General features: G+C 68.2%; 21 protein-coding genes and 1 riboswitch. Of the genes, 10 read left to right on the top strand and 11 right to left on the bottom strand.

Translation table 11 applies throughout. The annotated features are described in order from the left end of the window. Positions 1 to 32: 32 nt before the first annotated feature. Positions 33 to 584, bottom strand: coding sequence for a phosphatase PAP2 family protein (locus tag ACVT6V_RS10400; RefSeq protein ID WP_489899726.1), 552 nt, complete (start codon positions 582 to 584; stop codon positions 33 to 35). A gap of 126 nt (positions 585 to 710) precedes the next feature. Between ACVT6V_RS10400 and ACVT6V_RS10395 the strand changes: the two genes are divergently transcribed. After that, entirely contained in the window at positions 711 to 2,885 is a 2,175-nt protein-coding gene (locus ACVT6V_RS10395) for an MMPL family transporter (RefSeq protein ID WP_489899724.1), read from the top strand. A gap of 90 nt (positions 2,886 to 2,975) precedes the next feature. Continuing rightward, positions 2,976 to 3,710 carry a hemerythrin domain-containing protein gene (locus tag ACVT6V_RS10390; RefSeq protein WP_489899723.1) on the top strand — a complete coding sequence of 245 codons (735 nt, stop codon included), beginning with the start codon at positions 2,976 to 2,978 and terminating at the stop codon, positions 3,708 to 3,710. Between the two features lie 164 nt (positions 3,711 to 3,874). Here ACVT6V_RS10390 and ACVT6V_RS10385 read toward each other — a convergent pair whose 3' ends face one another. Then, positions 3,875 to 5,266 carry an IS1380 family transposase gene (locus ACVT6V_RS10385; protein WP_489897037.1) on the bottom strand — a complete coding sequence of 464 codons (1,392 nt, stop codon included), beginning with the start codon at positions 5,264 to 5,266 and terminating at the stop codon, positions 3,875 to 3,877. 676 nt (positions 5,267 to 5,942) lie between these two features. Continuing rightward, positions 5,943 to 7,085 (bottom strand): acyl-CoA dehydrogenase family protein, encoded by a 1,143-nt coding sequence (locus ACVT6V_RS10380; protein WP_489899722.1) that lies wholly within the window; start codon positions 7,083 to 7,085, stop codon positions 5,943 to 5,945. A 61-nt stretch (positions 7,086 to 7,146) separates the two neighbouring features. On the opposite strand from ACVT6V_RS10380, the gene ACVT6V_RS10375 reads away from it, so the two are divergent. Then, on the top strand, positions 7,147 to 7,734 hold the full coding sequence (locus ACVT6V_RS10375; protein WP_489899721.1) for a TetR/AcrR family transcriptional regulator: 588 nt from the start codon (positions 7,147 to 7,149) through the stop codon (positions 7,732 to 7,734). Here the strand turns inward: ACVT6V_RS10375 and ACVT6V_RS10370 are convergent. After that, on the bottom strand, positions 7,703 to 10,435 hold the full coding sequence (locus tag ACVT6V_RS10370; protein WP_489899720.1) for a sacsin N-terminal ATP-binding-like domain-containing protein: 2,733 nt from the start codon (positions 10,433 to 10,435) through the stop codon (positions 7,703 to 7,705). The two genes, ACVT6V_RS10375 and ACVT6V_RS10370, sit on opposite strands and share 32 nt — an antisense overlap. Positions 10,436 to 10,497: 62 nt before the next feature. Continuing rightward, positions 10,498 to 11,289 (bottom strand): DUF3027 domain-containing protein, encoded by a 792-nt coding sequence (locus ACVT6V_RS10365; RefSeq protein ID WP_489899719.1) that lies wholly within the window; start codon positions 11,287 to 11,289, stop codon positions 10,498 to 10,500. 105 nt (positions 11,290 to 11,394) lie between these two features. Between ACVT6V_RS10365 and ACVT6V_RS10360 the strand changes: the two genes are divergently transcribed. Together ACVT6V_RS10360 and ACVT6V_RS10355 are read left to right on the top strand one after the other, a co-directional pair. Continuing rightward, on the top strand, positions 11,395 to 13,350 hold the full coding sequence (locus ACVT6V_RS10360; protein WP_489899718.1) for an MFS transporter: 1,956 nt from the start codon (positions 11,395 to 11,397) through the stop codon (positions 13,348 to 13,350). A gap of 9 nt (positions 13,351 to 13,359) precedes the next feature. Next, a complete protein-coding gene (locus tag ACVT6V_RS10355) occupies positions 13,360 to 13,911 on the top strand; it encodes a DUF2771 family protein (protein ID WP_489899717.1) in 552 nt (183 codons plus the stop codon). Between the two features lie 18 nt (positions 13,912 to 13,929). Here ACVT6V_RS10355 and ACVT6V_RS10350 read toward each other — a convergent pair whose 3' ends face one another. Next, positions 13,930 to 14,343 (bottom strand): cold-shock protein, encoded by a 414-nt coding sequence (locus ACVT6V_RS10350; RefSeq protein WP_489900773.1) that lies wholly within the window; start codon positions 14,341 to 14,343, stop codon positions 13,930 to 13,932. Positions 14,344 to 14,587: 244 nt separating this feature from the next. Here ACVT6V_RS10350 and ACVT6V_RS10345 point away from each other — a divergent pair, with 244 nt between their 5' ends. The 5 genes from ACVT6V_RS10345 (at position 14,588) to ACVT6V_RS10325 (ending at position 17,771) form a co-directional block, all read left to right on the top strand. Beyond that, the gene (locus ACVT6V_RS10345) at positions 14,588 to 14,797 is read left to right on the top strand and encodes a hypothetical protein (protein WP_489899716.1); all 210 of its coding nucleotides are present in this window, start codon (positions 14,588 to 14,590) and stop codon (positions 14,795 to 14,797) included. Positions 14,798 to 14,799: 2 nt separating this feature from the next. Next, positions 14,800 to 15,342 carry a flavin reductase family protein gene (locus tag ACVT6V_RS10340; RefSeq protein WP_489900772.1) on the top strand — a complete coding sequence of 181 codons (543 nt, stop codon included), beginning with the start codon at positions 14,800 to 14,802 and terminating at the stop codon, positions 15,340 to 15,342. After that, the gene (gene moaA / locus ACVT6V_RS10335; RefSeq protein WP_489899715.1) at positions 15,339 to 16,427 is read left to right on the top strand and encodes a GTP 3',8-cyclase MoaA; all 1,089 of its coding nucleotides are present in this window, start codon (positions 15,339 to 15,341) and stop codon (positions 16,425 to 16,427) included. The genes ACVT6V_RS10340 and moaA overlap by 4 nt, the downstream gene beginning before the upstream one ends. 6 nt (positions 16,428 to 16,433) lie before the next feature. Beyond that, positions 16,434 to 16,682 carry a MoaD/ThiS family protein gene (locus ACVT6V_RS10330; RefSeq protein ID WP_489899714.1) on the top strand — a complete coding sequence of 83 codons (249 nt, stop codon included), beginning with the start codon at positions 16,434 to 16,436 and terminating at the stop codon, positions 16,680 to 16,682. A gap of 252 nt (positions 16,683 to 16,934) precedes the next feature. Beyond that, positions 16,935 to 17,119: riboswitch (cyclic di-AMP (ydaO/yuaA leader) on the top strand. Between the two features lie 7 nt (positions 17,120 to 17,126). After that, positions 17,127 to 17,771: a transglycosylase family protein gene (locus ACVT6V_RS10325; RefSeq protein WP_489899713.1), complete on the top strand. Its 645-nt coding sequence runs from the start codon at positions 17,127 to 17,129 to the stop codon at positions 17,769 to 17,771. Positions 17,772 to 18,437: 666 nt separating this feature from the next. On the opposite strand, the gene ACVT6V_RS10320 is transcribed toward ACVT6V_RS10325, so the two are convergent. From ACVT6V_RS10320 to ACVT6V_RS10300, 5 genes are all read right to left on the bottom strand, one after another. Continuing rightward, a complete protein-coding gene (locus ACVT6V_RS10320; protein ID WP_489899712.1) occupies positions 18,438 to 18,944 on the bottom strand; it encodes a DUF6328 family protein in 507 nt (168 codons plus the stop codon). Beyond that, entirely contained in the window at positions 18,944 to 19,396 is a 453-nt protein-coding gene (locus ACVT6V_RS10315; RefSeq protein WP_489899711.1) for a molybdenum cofactor biosynthesis protein MoaE, read from the bottom strand. Before ACVT6V_RS10315 ends, ACVT6V_RS10320 begins: the two co-directional genes overlap by 1 nt. After that, positions 19,396 to 19,893, bottom strand: a complete 498-nt coding sequence (locus tag ACVT6V_RS10310) for a MogA/MoaB family molybdenum cofactor biosynthesis protein (protein ID WP_489899710.1) — start codon at positions 19,891 to 19,893, stop codon at positions 19,396 to 19,398. Before ACVT6V_RS10310 ends, ACVT6V_RS10315 begins: the two co-directional genes overlap by 1 nt. A 24-nt stretch (positions 19,894 to 19,917) precedes the next feature. Next, a complete protein-coding gene (gene moaC, locus ACVT6V_RS10305; RefSeq protein ID WP_489900771.1) occupies positions 19,918 to 20,379 on the bottom strand; it encodes a cyclic pyranopterin monophosphate synthase MoaC in 462 nt (153 codons plus the stop codon). Between the two features lie 166 nt (positions 20,380 to 20,545). After that, positions 20,546 to 20,782 carry a hypothetical protein gene (locus ACVT6V_RS10300; RefSeq protein ID WP_489899709.1) on the bottom strand — a complete coding sequence of 79 codons (237 nt, stop codon included), beginning with the start codon at positions 20,780 to 20,782 and terminating at the stop codon, positions 20,546 to 20,548. Positions 20,783 to 20,799 lie beyond the last annotated feature (17 nt).

Raw genomic sequence — 20,799 nt, 5'->3', positions numbered from 1 at the left:
TCGGGTCGCACCCGCAGGTTCCGGCCGCAACCTCACCTCGGGGCCAGAATCCGCAGGTGCGCCGACACCCAGACGCACCCCGCCACCCAGGCCGCACCGATCAACCAGCCGGCGATGACATCGGTCGCCCAGTGCACGCCGAGATAGACGCGCGTACAGCCGATCGCGATCGCCCACACGGGCGCGATCACCAGAACCACCGGATGCGCCCGAACCCAGCCGCTGACCCGATAGGCGATCACCGCCAGCAGACCGAACACGATGGTGCTCATCATCGCGTGCCCTGACGGGAACGAGTAGGTGTCGATGTCGAGCAGCCGCTCGTCGACGGGTGGTCGCGGACGGGCGACGATGTGCTTGAGCACCACCATCACCACATACCCACTCGCCGAACCCACACCGAGCAGGACCGCCTCGGCATACCGGCGACAGGAGGCGAGGCCGAGCACCACCACCGCCACGATGGTCGCGAGAACCACCGTATTCCCCGTCGCGGTGATGACCTGAGCGATCGCGGTGCCCACATCGGTGCGTGCGTCGACCACTGCATCGGTGATCGCCCGGTCCATCCCGTTCGGACCCATCAGCACTGGTGGGAGCCCTTTGCTCGGGTCCGTCCGACCGGACTCAAGTCACGCCCAAGCCAGCCGCAAGTCATGCAACCCACCCTAACGGTCAGAAGTACTCCGACATTCGACCGAAGGACCGTCATGAAGACCACCCTGCTCTACCGGATCGGGCACGCCAGTGCGGCTCATCCGATTCGAGCCCTCCTCGGCTTTCTGCTGGCGCTCGCCGTTCTCCTGGGCGCGGCCTCGGCCCTCGGTGGGCAGACGCGCGAGAACTGGGACGTGCCCGGAACGCGTTCCCACGACGGCATCGAACTCCTGCGCGACCACATCCCCGGCGCCGGCAATGCCTTTGCGAACGTCGTCGTTCATTCGGACCACGGCGCGCTCGCATCCACGGCGACCTCGGATCTGCGCGCGCGGCTCCAGCAGATGCCGCATGTGGCCTCGGTGAGTGACCCGCGGATGAGCGCCGACCAGGACACCGGTGTCTTGGTGGTGGGGTACGACGTCCCCGAGACCGACCCCGACCTGATGGGCGACGCGAGTGCGCTGGAAGAGGCCATCGCGCCCACCCAGGCGGCCGGCCTGCAGGTGGAGATGAACGGGTCCCTGCCCGAGACCGCGGCGGCGCCGATGAAGGGTCATGCCGAGATCGTCGGCATCACGCTGGCCCTGTTGATCATGGTCTTCGCGTTCGGCTCGGTGATCGCGGCGGGCCTGCCGATCGCCTCGGCCATCGCCGGTCTGCTCGCCGGATCGGCCGGCGTGACGATACTCGCCGGCGTCCTCGAGGTCAGTCCGTCGGCACCCATGGTGGCCACCATGGTGGGACTCGGCGTGGGCATCGACTACGCGCTGCTGGTGGTGAGCCGTCACGTCGAGTTCCTGCGCCGCGGCCACGACCCGATCGAGGCCGCCGCCCGGTCGGTGGCCACCGCCGGACGATCCGCCGTGTTCGCCGCGACCACCGTCCTGGTGTCGCTGCTGGGGCTGCGCCTGGCCGGGCTGCCGACGTACTCGTCGTTCGGCTTCGCCACCGCGATCGCGGTGATCGCGATGCTGGCCGCCACCCTGATCGTGGTGCCCGCACTGTGCCGGGTGAGCGGACGACGAATCATCCCCCGAAAGGCACGGAAGGCTGCCGCGCCCAATCCGGTCGTGGACGGTCAAGCGCCGCAACGTCCCCCGCTCACCGCGCGGTGGGCCGCCCGCATCGGGGCTCGGCCCGTCGCCGCGATCATCATCGCGATGCTCGCCATGCTCGCGCTCGCCGCCCCCGCGGTGGCCATGCGGACCTGGCCGCAGGATTCCGGTGCCCAGTCCGTTGAGCTGACCACCCGGCAGGCGCATGACCTGCTCGCGAGTGAGTTCGGGGCCGGGGCCAACGCCGACGTCGTGGTGGTGGCACCCACCGATCGGGTCGATGCCGCCCAGTTGACCAACGCCGCCGACGAGATCGGCCGGCTGCCGGACGTCACCTCCGTCGCACCCGTCACTGAATCTCCAGATGGCGCAATTGATGTCATGTCCATCACGATCTCCCATGACCCCGCGGACGCGCAGACGCCCGCCGTGCTCGACGAGATCCGCGCCGCGCTGCCCGACGGCGCGATCCTGACCGGTTACACCGCCTACCTCGACGACATCTCCGCGTTGCTGCAGAAGCGACTCTGGGTGGTCATCGGCTTCGTGGTCGCCGCCTCGGTCCTGCTGCTGACCGTGGTGTTCCGGTCGGTCGTCATCCCGATCAAGGCCGCGTTCATGAATCTCCTATCGGTGGCCGCCGCCTTCGGTTTCCTCACCATGGTGTTCCAGTGGGGCTGGGGACTGTCACTGCTGGGTGTGGATCACCCTGTCGCGGTGTCGAGTTGGGTGCCGATCTTGATCTTCACGATCCTGTTCGGCCTGTCCATGGACTACGAGGTGTTCCTGCTGTCGCGTATCCGGGAAGAATGGCTCGCCACCGGCGATGCCCGGGCCAGCGTCATCACGGGGCTGGCCAAAACCGGGCGGGTGATCACCACCGCCGCGGCCATCATGGTCGCCGTGTTCATCAGCTTCGCCTCCGAAACCGACATCGTGCTCAAGATGCTCGGCCTGGGGATGGCAGTGGCGGTGTTCCTCGACGCCACCCTCATCCGGATGGTCCTGGTGCCGGCCACCATGTCGCTCCTCGGACGATTCAACTGGTGGCTGCCTGCCTGGCTCGACCGCCTACTCCCCGAGATCGGCATCGAGGGCGGGTTCGACGACGCACCCGTACCGGACGACTCGACCGAGCCCGAACGCGAGCAGGAGCCGGCCTTGACCTGACCTTCGCAAGCGCGCTCCAAGTCGGCTGCAAGCGACCCGCGCGACCCTGATCATGACCCACCAACCGACCACTTCACATAAGGAAATCCGATGACCATCACCAACTCCCCCACCGCCCCCACCCACGTCGAACAGTTCCGACTCCCCGGGCAGAGTGCCGCGCCCGAGGGACCGATCGACCCGTTCATGATGTACCTGATGCACCACGCCTTCCGGCGCGACCTGGACCAGTTCGCGCGTTCGGTGCCGCGCACTCCGGTCCCCGACTATGCGACCTGGCGCGCCCTGCAGACCCGGTGGGCACTGTTCCGCGAAACGCTGCACCACCACCACAGCGGCGAAGATGCCTGGCTGTGGCCTCTTCTCGCCTCGCGATGCACCCCCGCCGAACGCGACGTACTCGACGCCATGGAGGCCGAGCACGGTCGGATCGACCCGCTGCTCGAGGCGTGTGACGCGGGCTTCGCCCAGATGTCCGACGCGGATTCGACTGCGCGCGAGACACTCACCTACGTTCTGGATCAGACACGCGAGCATCTGGCCGCACATCTCGAACACGAGGAGAACGACGCGCTGGCGTTGGTGCAGAAGTATCTGTCGGCCGACGACTGGGCCGAACTGGAGAAGCACTTCGGCGAGGACAACACGTTCATCGACATGTTCCGCATCGCGCCGTGGGCCATCAAGGGTCTCGACGACGAGGCTCGCCAGGCGTTGCGCAGCCGCGTGCCGATGCCGGTCTTCCTGATCGCCAAGCTCGGTTCCCGACGCTTCGGCGCGGGTGAACGCCGCGCCTTCCGCTACGACCCGGAGGCTGCGATCTGAGGGGGCCCCGCCCCCTGAGCCTCGATCTTTCATGTGGTGGTGGGTTGGGGGTTTCGGCGGCTGGGTGTGGGGTTGGTGTGGTGTGGGTGTGGGTGATCGCCGGCGCTGGTGTTCGCCGGTTCTTCGGGTCCTGGGTTGAGGGGCAGGGGCTGCTGTGTGGTGTGTCAGGCGGCGTGCAGGGCGGTGTAGCCCTGGTAGATGAGGTCGTTGTAGGGCCAGCCGCGGGGTAGTCGTAGCAGGTGGCGTCGGCCGGTGTGGATGGTGCGTCCGGCCACGGCGAGGATGCATAGGCGCATGCGTTTGGGTTCGAAGAGGCGCGCGGGGTGGTGTTCGGGCCAGCATAGGGTTTGGGTCCAGGCCAAGAGTTCGGCGGCCAGGCAGACGATTTCGAGCCAGATCTGGTTTTTGGTGAACTCGTGGAAGGGCAGGTTGGCCATGCCGGTGTCTTTGAGGTTGCGGATGCGGTCTTCGGCGCGGGCGCGTTGGCGGTGGCGTAGTTCCAGGACCGGCAGGGTCCAGCCGGTGCCGCGGGTGTTGGTGGCGAACGCAGTGTAGCGGCGGCCGTCGATGTCGGTCAGGCGTAGTTGGGCGCCGGGGTCGGGGTATTCGCGGCGCACGATGACGCGCATCCCGGCCGGCCAGGGGTCGGTGGGGTCGGCGGCGGGGACGATCAGGTCGGTGAGCTCGGCGACCTGGGCGCCGTTGCGGGGTTGTTCGTCACCGTTGAACGCATCGCGCCAGGCCTGCTCGGGCAGCGCGGCGATGGCGGTTTTGACGTTGTCGTAGAGGGTGAACCCGATCGAGTACGCGAGTTTCTCGGCGCGCAGGAACCTGAGGAATTTTTTGGAACAGCCGCCGGCGTCGGTGCGGAGCAGCACCTGGGGGCGTTCGGCGGCGGGCAGTTGGGCCAGCGCGGCGGTCGTGGTGTTGATGTGCAGGTCGGCGCCTTGTGGGGAGGCGCCGCCGCGGCGTAGATCGATGATCAGTGGTTCGCCGGTGCCGTACTGGCCGTGATCGACGAACGCGCACATCGGGGAATGCCCGAACTGGCGTTTGTAGGTCAGTTGGGCGTGTTCTTTGAGTGAATGCGCACCGATGGTGGTGGCGTCGAGATCGACGATCACCTGCCCCCCATCGCGGGTGCCGGGTGTTCCGGCCAGCGGGCGCGCCCGCGTCCATACCCGGGTGCGGGCCGCGGCACGCGCGGCGCGGATCGCCGGTAGCGCCGTGCTCAGGTCGTCGGCCAACACGCTGATCAGCCGGGAGAACGTCGCATCCGAGGCCACCGGCCCGAACAGGTCGGGTTGGGCTCGCACGATCGCCACGTCGGCCGCGCAGTCACCGCCCAGAGCCAACGCGATCGCCAGATCCAGCAGCATCAGGCCCGGATCATGGGTGGCCCGCGGCGAGGTCCACGGCGCCAACGCCGCCGATAACGCCTCGTCCAGGCCCGCGACCTGCGCCGCGTCACGCAGCAGCAACGCCCCCGACGAACTCGTCAGCGACTCGCGGCGTTGATCATCGACAACCAGACGGGGATAGCGGTTATGCTTCACCTGCGAAGTGCCTTTCTGCCAGGAATTATTGTGTTGTGGAGATTCAATAATCCCTTGCCAGGTAGGCACTTTCGCATTTCCCACGCCGAACACCCCAAACAAACATGAAAGATCCAGGCTGAGGAGGTCCGGAGTGCTAGCGGAGGCGACCCTTTCGCCCCCTGAGGAGGTCCGGAGCGCTAGCGGAGCCGACCCTTTCGCCCCCTGAGGAGGTCCGGAGCGCTAGCGGAGGACCGTCACGAAGGGGCCGCCCCTTCGTGACGCTCGGCTAGCGCCTCGCTCCTCAGGGAACGGGGTCAAGTACCAGCGCCTCGCTCCTCAGGGAACGGGGCCAAGTTCCAGCGCCCCGCTCCTCAGGAAGCGGAAGACGATGCACCGCAACACAACCCCGCCACCTGAGGAGGTCCGGAGCGCTAGCGGAGCCGACCCTTCTCGCCCCCTGAGGAGGTCCGGAGCGCTAGCGGAGGACCGTCACGAAGGGCCGCCCCTTCGTGACGCTCGGCTAGCGCCTCGCTCCTCAGGGACCGGGGCAAGTTCCAGCGCCCCGCTCCTCACGAAGCGGGGGGCAAGTTCCAGCGCCCCGCTCCTCACGAAGCGGGGGGCAAGTTCCAGCGCCCCGCTCCTCAGGAAGCGGGGGGCAAGTTCCAGCGCCTCGATCCGCACGGAGCGGATGTGACTAGCGGGAGGAGAGGGAGCGCGAGATCACCAGGCGCTGGATCTGGTTGGTTCCCTCGAAGATCTGGGTGATCTTGGCTTCGCGCATGTAGCGCTCAACCCGGAAGTCGCGGGTGTAGCCGTAGCCGCCGAGGACCTGGACGGCGTCGGTGGTGACCTTCATGGCCGCGTCGGTGGCCACGAGCTTGGCGGTCGCGGCGGCCCGAGAATAGGGCCGGCCGGCGTCTCGGCGGCGGGCGGCGTCGAGGTAGGTGGCGCGGGCCGAATCCACGGCGGCGGCCATGTCGGCGAGCAGGAAGCCCAGGCCTTGGTGATCGATGATCTTGCGTCCGAATGCCGTTCGTTCCTCGGCGTAGTCGACGGCGGCATCCAGGGCGGCCTGCGCCAGACCGGTCGCCACCGCGGCGATCCCGAGGCGACCGGAGTCCAGCGCCGAGAAGGCGATGGTCAACCCCTGGCCGTCGGCACCAAGGCGACGGCCCTCGTCGATGAAAGCGTCGTCATAGGTCGCCGACGTGGTGGGCACCGCGTGCAGGCCCATCTTCTCCTCGGGCTTGCCGAAACTCAGGCCCTCGGTGTCGCGGGGAACCAGGAAGCAACTCACGCCCTTCGAGCCTTCGCCGGTGCGGGCGAACAGGTTGTAGACGTCGGCGATGCCGCCGTGGGTGATCCAGGCCTTGGCGCCGTTGATGCGATATCCGCCGTCCACCGCTGCCGCCTTGCACGACAGCGCGGCCGCGTCCGAGCCGGCCTGCGGCTCGGACAGGCTGTAGGCGCCCACGATCCGACCGTTCAGCAGGTCCGGCAACCATTGCTGCTTCTGCTCATCGGTGCCGAAGTTGAACAGCGGGTGGCACGCGAGTCCGTGCACACTGACGGCCACCGCGACGGCCGCCCACCGGGCGCCGAGTTCCTCGAGTACCTGCAGGTAGACCTCGTAGGGCTGACCGCCACCATCCCAGTCCGTCGGATATGGCAGGCCGAGGAGTCCGGCCTCCCCCAGTTCGGCGAACAGTCCCTCCGGGTACTTCTCCGCCTTCTCGTACTCGTCGACGATCGGCGCGAGTCGCTTGTCGGCAAAATCCCTGGTCAGCGCGATGAGGTCGTGCGCCTCGTCGGTGGGGAGCAAACGATCGACCGGCATGAGAAACCTCCCGAGGGATATGGATCAGTACTGAAGTACTTTTCACAGTACTATGGACGGCATGGCTGAGACCACCGGCTTCGGTACGCAGCGGCGGGGCGACCTGTTCGACGGGTTACTCGCGCTCATCCTCGCGGAGGGGTTTGCGCATCTGGGTGTGGCCGAACTGTCATCGCGACTGCGGTGCTCCAAGTCGACGCTCTACACGCTCGCCGGCAGCAAGGAACAGCTCGTCGTCAAGACCGTGACTCACTTCTTCCGCACCGCGACCGCTCAGGTCGAGTCGCAGGTCGCCGCCGCCACCACCGCCCGCGAGCGCGTGATCACCTATCTCATCGCGGTCGGTAACGCCCTGACCCCGGCGTCGGCGGCTTTCATGACCGATCTGCACGCGATGGAACCGACTCGCGCCCTCTACGAACAGAACACCGCCGCGGCGGCGGCGCGTGTACAGGAGATCATCACCGACGGGGTCGCGACCGGCGAGTTCCGCGATATCGACGCGGCCTTCGCGGCCGATCTGGCCGCGTCGATGATGAGCCGTATCCAACGTCGCGAGGTGGCGGCCACCACCGGCCTCGACGACGCGGCCGCCTACCGTCAGCTCGCGTCGATCCTCACGACGGGTATCGACGCGGCAGGTGGGTGACACCGCGTTCGTCCACCCACCAGGCGACGGTGACGTGTCGGGTCTCCCCCGTGCGCCGCACCCTGACCTGCAGCTCGTCGTGGAGTCGGATCTCGCCGTGTTCGACGTCGCGGCCCCACTGCGCGGCGAACAGCACCGCCTCGGTGGCCGTCCAGGTGGCGGCCTCACCGGGGGTGGGCACCACGGCGTCCACTTCTTCACTCGCGGTGGGCAGATCGAGGATCTCGGCGAGCAACAGCGCGTCGTCCGGATCGAGCCGCCCGGCGGACACGACCATCTCGTCGGCGTCGAGTACCTGGATCAGCCAGGGCCGGTCCACCACCACGGCCTGGTCCACCGCTGATCCGGCCGACGACCGAACCCGTTGTGGCAGCGTCAGTTGAGTCGGTTCGAATGTCCCGTGGCGGGCGGCGACGATAAGTGCGGAGTGGATGGTGGCCGCGACGCCGGACGCGATCGTGCGGGCCGGATCACCGAGATGGGCCAGCATAGTGTCGGCGTCGGCAATCGTGTCGATCCCGATGCCGCCCAGCGCGGCGGCGAGCAGATCGGCGTGCGGGTGATCGAGGGCGTCGCGCGCACCGGCGACCGAGGCATCCGACGGTGCGCGATACCAGCCCAACCGTTGCCCGCCCACCATCGCGTGGTGCCGCAGCCACCACGCGGTGTAGCCCGCGCGGTCGGCCAACAGCGGCGCGGTCATCTCGTCGGTGACCAGCAGGGTCAATGCCTGTGCCCATCGATCCGGATCGACCAGGTCGAGATCGCGCACCGCGGCAAGGGTTTCCGGCGGATCGTCGAAGGTCGACCACCATTGCTCCTCGTCGGGCAGGTCGTGATCGGGGCCCACGGGCAGGTCATCGACGACGGTGAGGAAGCCCCATCCGACCCCGATCCGGCGCAGCACATCGGAGCCCACCCGGGTCACGAGGTCAGCCGACACGACGCCGAACGGTGCGTCGTCGACGAGCACGGACGCCAGCGGGCTGCCGGGCAGTAGCAGTTGGTCGGCAGCGCAGAGTTCCCCGGTGTCATCCGGTATCGGCAACCCGGAGAGCCACTCCGGCACCGTCGCATCGGTATCCGCGGCCAATAGGGCGAACACCTGATCGGCGGTCGCCCCGAGTTCGTCGTCGTCGGCCTCGTCGAGGAGACGCCGCAGCGCGGGATCGGCCAACGCATCCGACACCGAGATCGAGGTGGCACCAAGCCGTTCGATCAACGGATGCCGCGCCGCGGGGTGAACGGTGGGAATCCACGAGACCGGCACATCGACTCCGACGGCCACGAACAGGCCACGCGCGCCGATGTTCATCCGGCCGTCGGCGCGCGGGATCGGCAGGGTACCCAGTTCCTCGGCGTCGGCGGCAGTGGTCACCAGCGGCGACAGCGCCGAGTAGAGCTGGTGCCACCAGGAAGGTTCATGCTCGGTTCCGATGAGGCGTTCGGCGAGGTCGGCGAGTCCGATCGCGGTGACGCCGACGGCGCCGAGCCGTTGCAGGTGCCGTCGTTCCGAGACGTCGGGGTGCGCCAGATCGCCCATGATCGGCCCCAGCACGGCGGCGAGTTCGGCCGTCAGGTCGGCCAGGAGCACCGACCGGGCAGGGACCAGGTCGGCACCGGAGATGGCCGGAAGCCAGGTGCCGTCGCGCAGTTGCGCGATGACCGATTCGGTGAGCATCGCGTCGTCACGGTTGCGGGTGCGCGCCGGGACGGGGACCAGCGAGGGCCGCTGCGCGTTCGGCAGCGCCGTCATCAGGTCGACGTAACCCGTTGCTGCCGTGCCGATATCGGCATCCGGATGTAGGTGGCGCCGATCGGGCGTGAGGGCGATGTCGGTGATGCAGTGCGCCGGTACCGACAACTCGATGTCGGTGGGCGTGGGCGCGCGAAGCACGTTCTGCGCCAACGTGTCTCCACCGACCTCGACCTGGTCGGCATCGGTGACCTCGACGAGCCACCGGGAGCCAGGGCTGACCGCCTCGATCCAGCGGCTCTGTTCGGTTCGACCCGCGGCGACCGTGGTGATCACCACCCGATTCACCCGCGGGGAGTCGGCCACGTGGCGCTCGATGGTGAATGCCGCATCCGCAACCGTGATCTCGGCCAGGCCGACGAGCTCCAGGAGTAGCTCGGCCGCCTGCGACCTCGCCGATGCCAGCAGTGGCTCGGCGGTCACCTCGTCGCGCAGGCCCAGGACGATCTCGGTGTCGAATCCGGCGGCGGGAGGCGCCGCGATCGGCCATGCCAGCCGCAGCAACGGGGTGTTCGCAGCGGCGGCGCTCGATTCGATGGCGGCAACCGCGCGCGCCGTGGCCGCGCGGTCGAAGGCGATCGAGCCGGAGGTGGAGCGCACCTCCACCCGGTCGGCCACCGCGGCGGTGGCGCTGAATCCCACACCGAACCGGCCGACGCTGGTCGGCCCGGCCGACTTGGCCGAGACCCGCAGCGACAGCAGCGACCGCACCCCGGCCGCCGACAGCGGCGCTCCGGTGTTGGCGATGTGCAGCGACTCCGCGTCGGCCCAGATCGCGACCCGGCCGGCTCTGGCGCCGGCCATCGCGGCGTCGGCGGCGTTGGCGACGAGTTCGGTGAAGAGCCGGTCCCGGTAGCCGATGGTGACCAGATCCCGTTCGGCCGCGGCGTCTTCGGCCAAGCGGGTGGGCGAGGAACGCCAGGCGTCCAGCGTGGACGTACGCAACTCGTCGAGTCCGAACCGATCGGTCCCGAATCGATCGGTACCGTCGACGATCTCGAACTCGGTCAGGAGGTCGTGTCCCCGCCGGCGTCCGCGCTGACACGAACGATCTCGAGCACGCCGTCGTCATAGGCGTCATACGCGGGCGACCCGTTGCCCTGCGGCGCAGTCATATCCGAGTGCGCACCGCAGCCGTAATCGGCGGCCACCACATGACCGTCGGCCGAGTACTGGTTGGCGCACACACCGAACGCCGGGCGCAGCGCACCGGCCAGCGGCAGATAGAAGCCACACGTCACGCAGTTGAACGGCGCTGCGGCGGCCATCTCGCTGTGCGGCCCGAACTCGCCGTCGTGCCAGCGCTCGGCGGCATCGTCGCGGCCTTGCGGGCTGAGCAGCCGACGGCGCCCGAGCCCCAGCGCTCCGGCGATCTGCCCGATGTCGTCGGGGTCGAGGTCTTCGGTGTCGAGGTGGAACTCGTCGGAAGTGTCGAACTGATTCGGCACCAGCCGGGCGTCGCCGGGATCCGCGGCCAGCACATCGCCCGGGGTCAGGTCGCCGGGAGCGACGCGCTCATTCCACGGCACCCAGTTCGGTGCGAGCAGCGACCCCTCCCCCGGCAGCAACACGATCTCGCTGACGGTGACGTCGTCGGTGCCGGGCGCACCGGCCAGCACCACGCACCACTGCCAGCCGCGATAACCGGTGAGGTCCGCCTCGAAATAGTGGGCAACGGCCCATTCACCCTCGGGGGTGCTCTCCAGGTGTGCTCCCGGATGCTGACCGTCGGAGACCAGCGCGGCACGCGCCACGTCGACGGCGGTGAGCAGCCGGTCACCATCGAATGCAAGAGTCACCCTCCCAGTGTGCAACACCGCGCGCGGCCGGTGGCACCGACCCGCCCTTTTGCAGGTGGCGACCGTGCCGAGAGCCAGTCGGTGCAATGAGGAACAATCGTCTGTGTGAACCCACCCCGTCCCCACTTTCCCCGCCGGGACAACGGTGAACCGACGGCGGGCGAGGACCGCCGCAGCCCCCGAGAACATCCCGGGACCGCGAACTACCCGGCCGACGAAGGACGCACCGGGCGTCCCACCGGCCGGGGCGCCTCCCGCGGTCACGGTGATCACGCATACCTACCGCCGCGGACGCACAATCCGCACCTGCCGCCGCTGGACGAAGACGACGCCGGGTACCCGGGATCGGGTCACGCCCCCACCGACCGCATCGGTGGCACCAAGAAGATGCCGTCGACCGAGAACACCGATCCGTCGATGCCGAAGAAGATCACGGTCGCCCGTGTCGCGGCCATGCGCAGCCGCCAGCTCACCGGCCGCGGCATCGGCAAGATCTACCAGGCCGCCACCGCCGACGGCGCCGACCGATCGGGCCTGACGGCGCTCACCTTGCCGGTGATCGCGAACTTCGCCGTCGACGCCGCCATGGCCGTCGCGTTGGCCAACACCTTGTTCTTCGCAGCGGCGACCGGCGAATCCAAGACCAACGTGGGGCTCTACCTCGCGTTGACGATCGCGCCGTTCGCCCTGATCGCGCCGCTCATCGGCCCGATGCTCGACCGCCTCCAGCACGGTCGGCGTATCGCGATGGCCACCACCTTCGGCCTGCGGGTGGTGCTCGCGCTGCTCATCCTGGCGAACTCGTCATGGGATGGCGCGACACAGCAACTCCAGTACGACCCGTGGGTGCTCTACCCGTCGGCGCTGGGTCTGCTGGTGTTGTCGAAATCGTTCGGGGTGCTCAAGTCGGCCGTCACGCCACGGGTGGTGCCCCCGTCCATCGACCTGCCCCGGGTGAACTCACGCCTGACCACCTTCGGCCTGATCGGCGGCACCATCGTGGGTGGCGGTGTGGCAGCGTTCTTCGAACTGCTGCTGGCCAAGGTGCTGCCCATCCACATTCCGGGCGCGATGGCCTGGCTGGCGGTGATCGCCGCGGTCGGTGCGTACTTGTGCATGCGCATCCCGTCCCGGGTGGAGGTCACCGAGGGCGAGATCCCGACGACCCTGACCTACCACGGCGAGCGTGCGATGTCGCACGCCCCGGACCACGACTCGGGTGGTGGGAGCGGGCTCAAGGGGGCGCGCGAGACCGCCACGGCCCTCGCCCAGAAGATGCGCCAGCCCTTGGGCCGCAAGGTCGTCGCGGGGCTGTGGGGCAACGCGACCATCCGCATCCTGACCGGATTCCTCACGCTCTACATCGCGTTCTATGCCAAGGCCCAGCAGGATGTGCATTCCGACTGGACCCAGCTGGCGTTGCTCGGCGCCGTCGGCGCCGCGGCCGGCGCGGGCAACATGCTGGGCAACGGTCTGGGCACCCGCCTCGAGCTGAAGAATCCGCCGATGATCGTGGTGTGGTCCACCGCTGCGTGCTTCGTTGCCGCGGTCCTCGCGGCCATCTTCGGCAACATCATGATCGCCACGCTCGCCGCATTCGTCGCCTCCGGCACGAGCGCGATCGGCAAGGTGTGCCTGGACTCCTCGATCCAGGACGACCTGCCCGAGGAGTCGCGGGCGTCGGCGTTCGGCCGGTCCGAGACGGTGCTCCAACTCGGCTGGGTCTTCGGTGCCACGCTCGGTGTGGTGCTGCCGACCACGCTGTGGATAGGGTTCACCGTCGTCTCGGTGCTGCTGGGCATTGGGCTGGTGCAGACCGTGTTGACCAATCGCGGATCGTCGCTGGTGCCGGGTATCGGTGGACAACGCCCCGACTATGCCGAGCCGACGATCGCCATCCCCGCCCTCGGTGACACCGATCGCCTCCGCCGGCGCTCACACCGGTCACCGTCGGAGGCACCGACCCGCATGGCCCGCGCGCACCGCGAGGCTCCGCCGCAACCGCAGACCGATGACCGGGGTACCCCACCCACCAAACCCAATCGCACAGGACGGCCCTGAACGGTGAACGTGACCAGTGGAGAGAAGAAGGCGCTCGCCATCATCGCGGCGGTGATCGTCGCGTTCGTCGTTGTCGTCGGCGTGACGGTCGCGGTGCTGACCAAGGACCACTGGTCCGGGGACGGCTCAGACGACGATCCATATCTGCAGATCGCCGTCGGAGATCAGCTCGTCCGCGTCGACCCGACGCTGATGTGCACCGTGTTCCTCAAGGAGTGCGAGCCCTCGAATCCCGCCGACATCCGCGTCCAGCGGGTACCGGTCCCGGTCGGTGAATCCGCGGTTCTGTCGGTGTCCCAGGACATCGCCGAGTGGCCGTGGAATCTGGTGGTCCAGTACCTGACGCCGCAGGGACTCGAGGGCACGTCGGTACCGATGAGGTCGGGTTCCACCTATACGACGATGCTGCACTCCACCCCCGAGCGCATTCTGGTCAACATCGAGGTTCAGTTGCCGTCGGCCATCTCCGACAGTCAGACCCAGAATGTGATCGCCCGGGGCTATCTCGCCGCCGACACGGCCCCGGACAACCTTCGGTTACCGGGACCGCAGGACGGCTGAGACGTCGGCGAACCGAGCTCAGTGCTCGAGTTCGCGGGTGACCGCTCGCACCACCTCGGAGATCCGCTGCGAGGTCTTGCGATCGGGATAGCGCCCCTTGCGCAGTTCCGGCTGCACGGTGCCCTCGAGCAGCGTGATGAGGTCGGCCACCATGCCGTGCAGTTCATCCGGAGTGTGCCGCTTGACATCTTTACGCGCCGCCTCGCGGGTGTTCTTCGCGACGCTGGGCGCCGGCTCGAGCACAGCCACCTTCAAGGCCTGCGGTCCGCGACGGCCCGCAGCCATCCCGAACTCGACGCGCTGGCCCGGCTTGAGCGTCTCCACGCCCGCGGGCAACGCGGACGAGCGGACATAGACGTCCTCGCCGTTCTCCTGCGCGAGGAAGCCGAAGCCCTTTTCCGCGTCGTACCACTTCACCTTGCCGGTCGGCACTGTGCTCACCCTCATCTGTATTTCGGAAATCTGCATTTCGGACGTGTCATGACAAAAGCGCCCCTCACCTGATCAACAGCTGGCCCCATCGCGGGCCCGGCTCCACATCAGATGAGCAGAGGCGCCTATGAGCATTCAGTCTAGCCAACCGATCTGCGCCCGGTCACATGGAATACCCCACCAGCACCGCACCCAAAGGACCAGGCACCCTCCAGGCATCAGCGGTGTGATCTACCGTGGAAGCATGAAGCGCGGACCGTCCCCACGACTGCTGCAGGCAGCCGTGATCGTCTTCGCCGTCGGACTGGCGGCGATCGTGGCCCTGTTCGTGACGCCCATCGTCACCGACGGTGGCACGGCACCCACGGTCGTCTACGTGCTGACGATGTGCGCACCCCTCGGGTTCGTGTTGGGTCTCATCTTCGCCTTGCGGTCGGGCCGGAGGGTGCGGTGAGCATCGACGCTGCGCTCCCACTCGCCGGCGATCTCACGTCGGCGGAGGATTCCGCCACTCTCAAACGCGCGTACAGCTGCTTTCCGTCCGGCGTCGTCGCGGTCGCCTGCCATCTCGCCGGCCACAACGGGACCGCCGAACTGGCCGGGATGGCCGCGAGCGCCTTCACCACGGTCTCGCTCGATCCGCCGCTGGTGTCACTATGCGTGCAGAACAGCTCCACCACGTGGCCGCGGCTTCGGGAAGCCCCCGCAATCGGTGTCAGCGTGTTCGCCCGCGACCAATCCGCCCTCTGCCGTCAGCTCGCCGGTCCGAGCGAGACACGATTCGACGGCATCACGCCGTCGCGCACCGACGACGGAGCCGTGTTCATCCCGGACGCCGCCGCCGGCCTCTCCTGCTCGCTGTACAACGAGATCCCGGCGGGCGACCACACCCTGGTCCTGCTGCGCATCGAGGCCCTGCGTTGCGATCCCGACGTGGAGCCGCTCGTCTTCCATGCCAGTACGTTCCGATCGCTCGAAGCACTCAGGAACGGCTCATGACCATCGTCGCCCTCGGCCTGCCGACCACCCCGTCACCCGACCCGGGTGCGGTCGCCGACGCACCGACCAGCGGCCCGCTGCGGGACCGCTTCGGACGCATCGTGACCGACCTGCGGGTGTCGGTGACGGATCGATGCAATCTGCGGTGCACCTACTGCATGCCGGCCGAAGGGCTGCAGTGGTTGCCCACCGACGAAGTGCTCACGACCGCGGAACTGGAACGGGTGATCACCGTTGCGGTCCGCGACCTCGGTATCCGATCGATTCGCTTCACCGGTGGGGAACCGCTACTCCGACGCGATCTCGAGCAGCTGATCAGCACTGTCTCGGCGTTGCCCGCCCGGCCCGAGATCGCGATGACGACCAACGGACTCGGACTCGCCCGACGCATCGACGGTCTGGTGGCCGCCGGTCTGAACCGGGTGAATGTGTCGCTCGACACCGTGGACCGGGATCGGTTCGCCGAGATCACCCGCCGCGACCGCCTCGACGATGTCGTGATGGGAATGGCCGCGGCGCACCGCGCCGGCCTGCCCGTCAAGGTCAATGCGGTCCTCGCGGGCCACGAAGATCTCCCGCGGCTGCCCGATCTGCTGCTCTTCTGCCTCGAACACGGATATCAGCTGCGCATCATCGAGCAGATGCCCCTCGACGCCGACCATCAGTGGGACCGGTCGTCGATGGTGACCGCCGACGAGATCCTCGCGGCGCTGGCATCGCGCTTCACCCTGCTCCCCGATCCTCGCCCCCGGGGCAGCGCCCCCGCCGCGACATGGCTGGTGGAGGGGTACGACGTCGACGGCGAGCCGGCACGGGTCGGCGTCATCGCTTCGGTCACGCGCCCCTTCTGCGGCGACTGCGATCGCACCCGGCTGACCGCCGACGGCGAGTTGCGGAACTGCCTGTTCGCCGAATCGGAGACGGACCTGCGCTCGCTTCTGCGCAGCGGACTTCCCGACGATGAGCTCGACGTCGCGATCGCCCAGCGATGGCGCGGCAACACGTGGGTCAAGAAGGCCGGCCACGGCGTCAACGATCCCGGATTCCACCAACCGACCCGGCCGATGTCGGCCATCGGGGGCTGACGACCCGTGCAACTCACCGTCCGATTCTTCGCTGCCGCGCGCGCGGCCGCCGGGACCGAATCCACGGTCGTCGAGCTCGAGGCCGACGTCACTCTCGGCGAACTCGAGACTCTCCTGGCGTCCGGCGACGCCAACCTCGCGCGGGTCCTCGCCCGCTGCTCGTATCTGCGCGATTCGGTCGCACTCTGCGACCGCACCGCCCGACTGGGTCGCTGCGAAACCCTCGACGTGTTGCCGCCGTTTGCGGGTGGCTGAGACCACAATCCTGTTGTGACCTTCCTCACATAACGGATCGGTCACGAGAAGGACACAAGTCGACTATCGACCCGTGATCAGGCACGACGCCAAAACTGGGTCGAAAGCCCAACTCGGGCGCGGAAAATGGGCTTGCCAACAACGTGATTCGTGGTGCCAGACGTCGTAGTGTGACTGAACGACGCCCATGGGGGGTCACAAGCAAGTAACCAAATGCATACCGTCCCGGCGACCGCGCCGAACCTCGCTCCGCCGCCAGGGACGCCAGTACGACATCTAGGAGCGAGGACGGGGGACCCACCTCCCGAACAGAGATCCGGGCGTCAGACCGACGCCCTTGGGGTTAAGTCCCGGCGTGACGTTCACGTCGCGCCGAGACCGGGCACCTCTCGCCCGAACCCGACAGCTGACTTCGTAGGCGCGTGGAGAGAGGAAATACCAGCTATGTCCGGACGTCACCGCAAACCGTCGACCACCACGACCACCAAGACCTTCGCAAAGGTCGCCCTCACCGGCGCCGTCCTGGGCGGCGGTGCGGCACTACTGGGCACCGGCTCGGCGAACGCAGCCACCGACGCCGAGTGGAACCAGGTCGCCCAGTGTGAGTCGGGCGGCAACTGGGCCATCAACACCGGCAACGGCTACCAGGGCGGCCTGCAGTTCAGCCCGAGCACCTGGGCCGGACACGGCGGCACCCAGTTCGCGCCGAGCGCCGACCAGGCCACCCGCGAACAGCAGATCGTCGTCGCCGAGCGCGTTCTCGCCTCGCAGGGCAAGGGAGCATGGCCGGTCTGTGGCACGGGCCTGTCCGGCGCCACCCAGCGCACCGCTCCGGCCGTCCAGACGCCGGCTCTGCCGCAGCTGCCCACCCTGCCTGCGCCGTTCAATTGGTCGACCACTCCTGAGGCCAAGACCACCAACGACGTGAAGACGCAGATCGACAAGGCGCTCGGCCAGGCCGTCGAGAACAACAAGATCAACCCCGAGGTCGAGAACCTGTGGAAGGCCGCCAAGCAGAGCGGCTACGAGCTCACCCCGGATCAGATCAAGCTGTTCAACCAGCACAAGGATCAGCTGCCCACTCCCTGAGCGCAGTAGTTGACACCAGCCCATACGGGCCCACAGTCGAAGGGCCCCGCACGATGGCCATGAGCCCGTGCGGGGCCCTTGTCCATTTCCGGGGTAGGCCGGAGATCCAGCGGAGGGGTGTTTCCCCGATCCCTGAGGAACCCCGGAGCGCCAGCGGACGGGTGTTCCCCCGATCCCTGAGGAACCCCGGAGCGCCAGCGGAGGGGTGTTTCCCCGATCCCTGAGGAACCCCGGAGCGCCAGCGGAGGGGTGTTTCCCCGATCCCTGAGGAACCCCGGAGCGCCAGCGGAGGGGTGTTTCCCCGATCCCTGAGGAACCCCGGAGCGCCAGCGGAGGGGTGTTTCCCCGATCCCTGAGGAACCCCGGAGCGCCAGCGGAGGGGTGTCACGAAGGGGCCCTTCGTGACGCATCCTCGCAAGCTCGGAGGCTCCTCAGGGACCGGGGTGGTAACGCAGGCTCGGAGGCTCCTCAGGGACCGGGGTGGTAACGCCGGCTCGGAGGCTCCTCAGGGACCGGGGTGGTAACGCCGGCTCGGCGGCTCCTCAGGGACCGGGGTGGTAACGCCGGCCAGGAGCTTCCTCAGGGACCGGGTGGTAGCGCTCGGATGTTCTCAGGGACCGGGGTGGTGACGGCTCAAGACCGGGTGGTGAGGTCGGTCCCCGTGGGTCAGTTGACGTCGCCGGAGCGACGTCGCTCGCGCATCGGCAGGATCACCCAGATCACCACGAACACCAGCAGTGTGGTCGTGCCCGCGACCACCGCGGCCGCCGTGCCGAGCACGACGCTGAAGATCAGCGAGAGCACCCCTGTCATCGCCAGGCCGAGAAAGCCCAGCCCGATTAGCGCGAACACATGGGATCTGGCCACCAGATCGGCGACCGCGTGCTGGCGGAACAGCAATCGATGCAGCGCCACCGGCGCGATCAGCATCACTGCTGACAGCACCGAGAAGACCAGGCTGACAAGATAGACCAGCTGCTGTAAGTCGCTCAGTTCGGTGAACCGCTGCTGGAACGGGATCGTCAGCATGAGCCCGGTCAGGATCTGTACTCCGGTCTGCGCGACCCGCAGCTCCTGCAGCAGGCTCGCCCAGTTCCGATCGAGCCGTTGGGTCCGCGTCTCGTTGCGCTCCGGGTCACGGTCCGGTGTGGCACCGCCGTCGCCGGCGGTCATCAGGCAGACCCGACCCACTCATCGGTGCCGTCGGAGAAGAACTGGTGCTTCCACACCGGCAACCGCGCCTTCACCTCGTCGACCATGCGCGAGCAGGTCTCGAAGGCCGCCCGACGATGGTCGGCGGCAACGGCCACCACGAACGCCACGTCACCGATCGCGAGATCACCCACGCGGTGCGACACGGCTACGGCCCGCACTCCCTGCGCGGCGTCGATCACCTCCGCGACGACCTCCTCGAGCACCTGCTGAGCGGTCGGGTGCGCACTGTAGGACAGTCGGGTCACCGTGCGTCCGTCGTCGTGGTCGCGCACCGCCCCGGTGAACCCGACGATCGCGCCGGCCGCGCCATCGGCGGCCTCGGCGACCAGCGATTCGTGTTCGGCGACCCCGATCACGGTGTCGGAGAGGTGCGCTCGCGCGATAAGCGCACCAGAATTCGGACGGACCATCAATGATCACCTCCACGAATCTGATCCAACGCGTGAATCAGCACGCTGTCGAGCACGGACAAACCGTCACGTACCCCACCGACCGACCCCGGCAGGTTGACCACCAGCGTCGTGCCCGCCACTCCGGCCACACCGCGGGACAGCACCGCGGTCGGCACCTGCGGGAGTCCGGCCGACCGCACTGCGTCGGCGAGTCCCGGAATCTCGAAGTCGACCAGAGCCCGGGTTTCCTCGGGCGTCCGGTCGGTCGGCGTCAGTCCCGTTCCACCGGTGGTGATCACCACGTCGACCCCGGCGTATACCCCGGCGCGGATCGCGTCACCCACAGGTTTGCCGTCGGAGACGACGATGTGCTCCTCGACGACGAAACTTCGCGCCGTGAGCCACTCACTGATGACGGGGCCCGAGCGATCGGGGTACTCACCGCGGCTCGCCCGGGTCGACGCAACGACGATCCGCGCCACCCGAGACCCGGCGTTCGCCGACTCGTCACTCACGGCGCCACTCACTCACGATGCCACTCACTCACGGTGCCACGGCCCTGATTTGCCGCCGGTCTTCTCCAGCAGTCGGATGTTGTTCATCGATGCCCGGCGATCGACGGCCTTGACCATGTCGTGCAGGGTCAGCCCGGTCACCGCGACAGCGGTGAGCGCCTCCATCTCGACCCCCGTCTGACCACTGGTGCCGACCGTCGCGGTGACATCGATGTGGTCATCGCCGATCGCGAAATCGACCTCCACCGACGACAACGCCAGCTGATGACACAACGGGATGAGTTCATCGGTGCGCTTGGCAGCCATGATCCCGGCGATTCTGGCGGTGGCCAGGACATCACCTTTGGGGAGTTTGCGATCGCTGAGCAACGAGATCACCTCGGCGGTGGTCGAGAACGTGCCACCGGCCACCGCACGCCGCACGGTCGCAGCTTTGCCACCGACATCCACCATGCGCGCGGCGCCGGCCGAGTCGATATGACTCAGGCCGGTCTGATCCGGCCCGCTGGAACTCGGCCCGCTCGCTGCGCTCCCGGCGCCGCTGGAACTCGGCCCGCTCGCTGCGCTCCCGGCGCCGCTGGAACTCGGCCCGCTCGCTGCGCTCCCGGCGCCGGTCGGACCCGAATGCTGCTCCTGCTCGGACACCCGCAGGTCAGCGGTTGATGACCGTCTTCGGCTGGACGTAGGGCAGCTCGTCGAGCGGCAGCGGGAACTCGACGTCCCCGAACGGCGACAGCGCGCCGGAGAGTCCGGCGGCGAACTCGGAGACCGCGTGAGCAGCGTCGCCGCCGTCCCCGTCCTTCGGCCAGCCGTTGTCGACATACTTCTTCTTCTCAGCCACGCGCTCATTGTGCCATGTGGCGTTCTCAGCCGTCCCGCCGAAGGCCATCGCCGGCGTGTGCTCCG

It is taken from the genome of Gordonia sp. LMA167, assembly GCF_058130025.1.
Note: the sequence above shows the minus strand (reverse complement) of the source record. Positions and strands in the feature narration are given on the sequence as shown.

Bases quoted from the DNA above. Each gene is read 5' to 3' on its own strand.
- ACVT6V_RS10375 (WP_489899721.1), top strand. From the start codon at position 7,147: ATGGCTGAGACCACCGGCTTCGGTACGCAGCGGCGGGGCGACCTGTTC.
- ACVT6V_RS10320 (WP_489899712.1), bottom strand. From the start codon at position 18,944: ATGACCGCCGGCGACGGCGGTGCCACACCGGACCGTGACCCGGAGCGC.
- ACVT6V_RS10400 (WP_489899726.1), bottom strand. From the start codon at position 584: ATGGGTCCGAACGGGATGGACCGGGCGATCACCGATGCAGTGGTCGAC.
- ACVT6V_RS10345 (WP_489899716.1), top strand. From the start codon at position 14,588: ATGAAGCGCGGACCGTCCCCACGACTGCTGCAGGCAGCCGTGATCGTC.
- ACVT6V_RS10300 (WP_489899709.1), bottom strand. From the start codon at position 20,782: ATGGCCTTCGGCGGGACGGCTGAGAACGCCACATGGCACAATGAGCGC.
- ACVT6V_RS10315 (WP_489899711.1), bottom strand. From the start codon at position 19,396: ATGGTCCGTCCGAATTCTGGTGCGCTTATCGCGCGAGCGCACCTCTCC.
- moaA (WP_489899715.1), top strand. From the start codon at position 15,339: ATGACCATCGTCGCCCTCGGCCTGCCGACCACCCCGTCACCCGACCCG.
- ACVT6V_RS10325 (WP_489899713.1), top strand. From the start codon at position 17,127: ATGTCCGGACGTCACCGCAAACCGTCGACCACCACGACCACCAAGACC.
- ACVT6V_RS10390 (WP_489899723.1), top strand. From the start codon at position 2,976: ATGACCATCACCAACTCCCCCACCGCCCCCACCCACGTCGAACAGTTC.
- ACVT6V_RS10380 (WP_489899722.1), bottom strand. From the start codon at position 7,085: ATGCCGGTCGATCGTTTGCTCCCCACCGACGAGGCGCACGACCTCATC.
- ACVT6V_RS10395 (WP_489899724.1), top strand. From the start codon at position 711: ATGAAGACCACCCTGCTCTACCGGATCGGGCACGCCAGTGCGGCTCAT.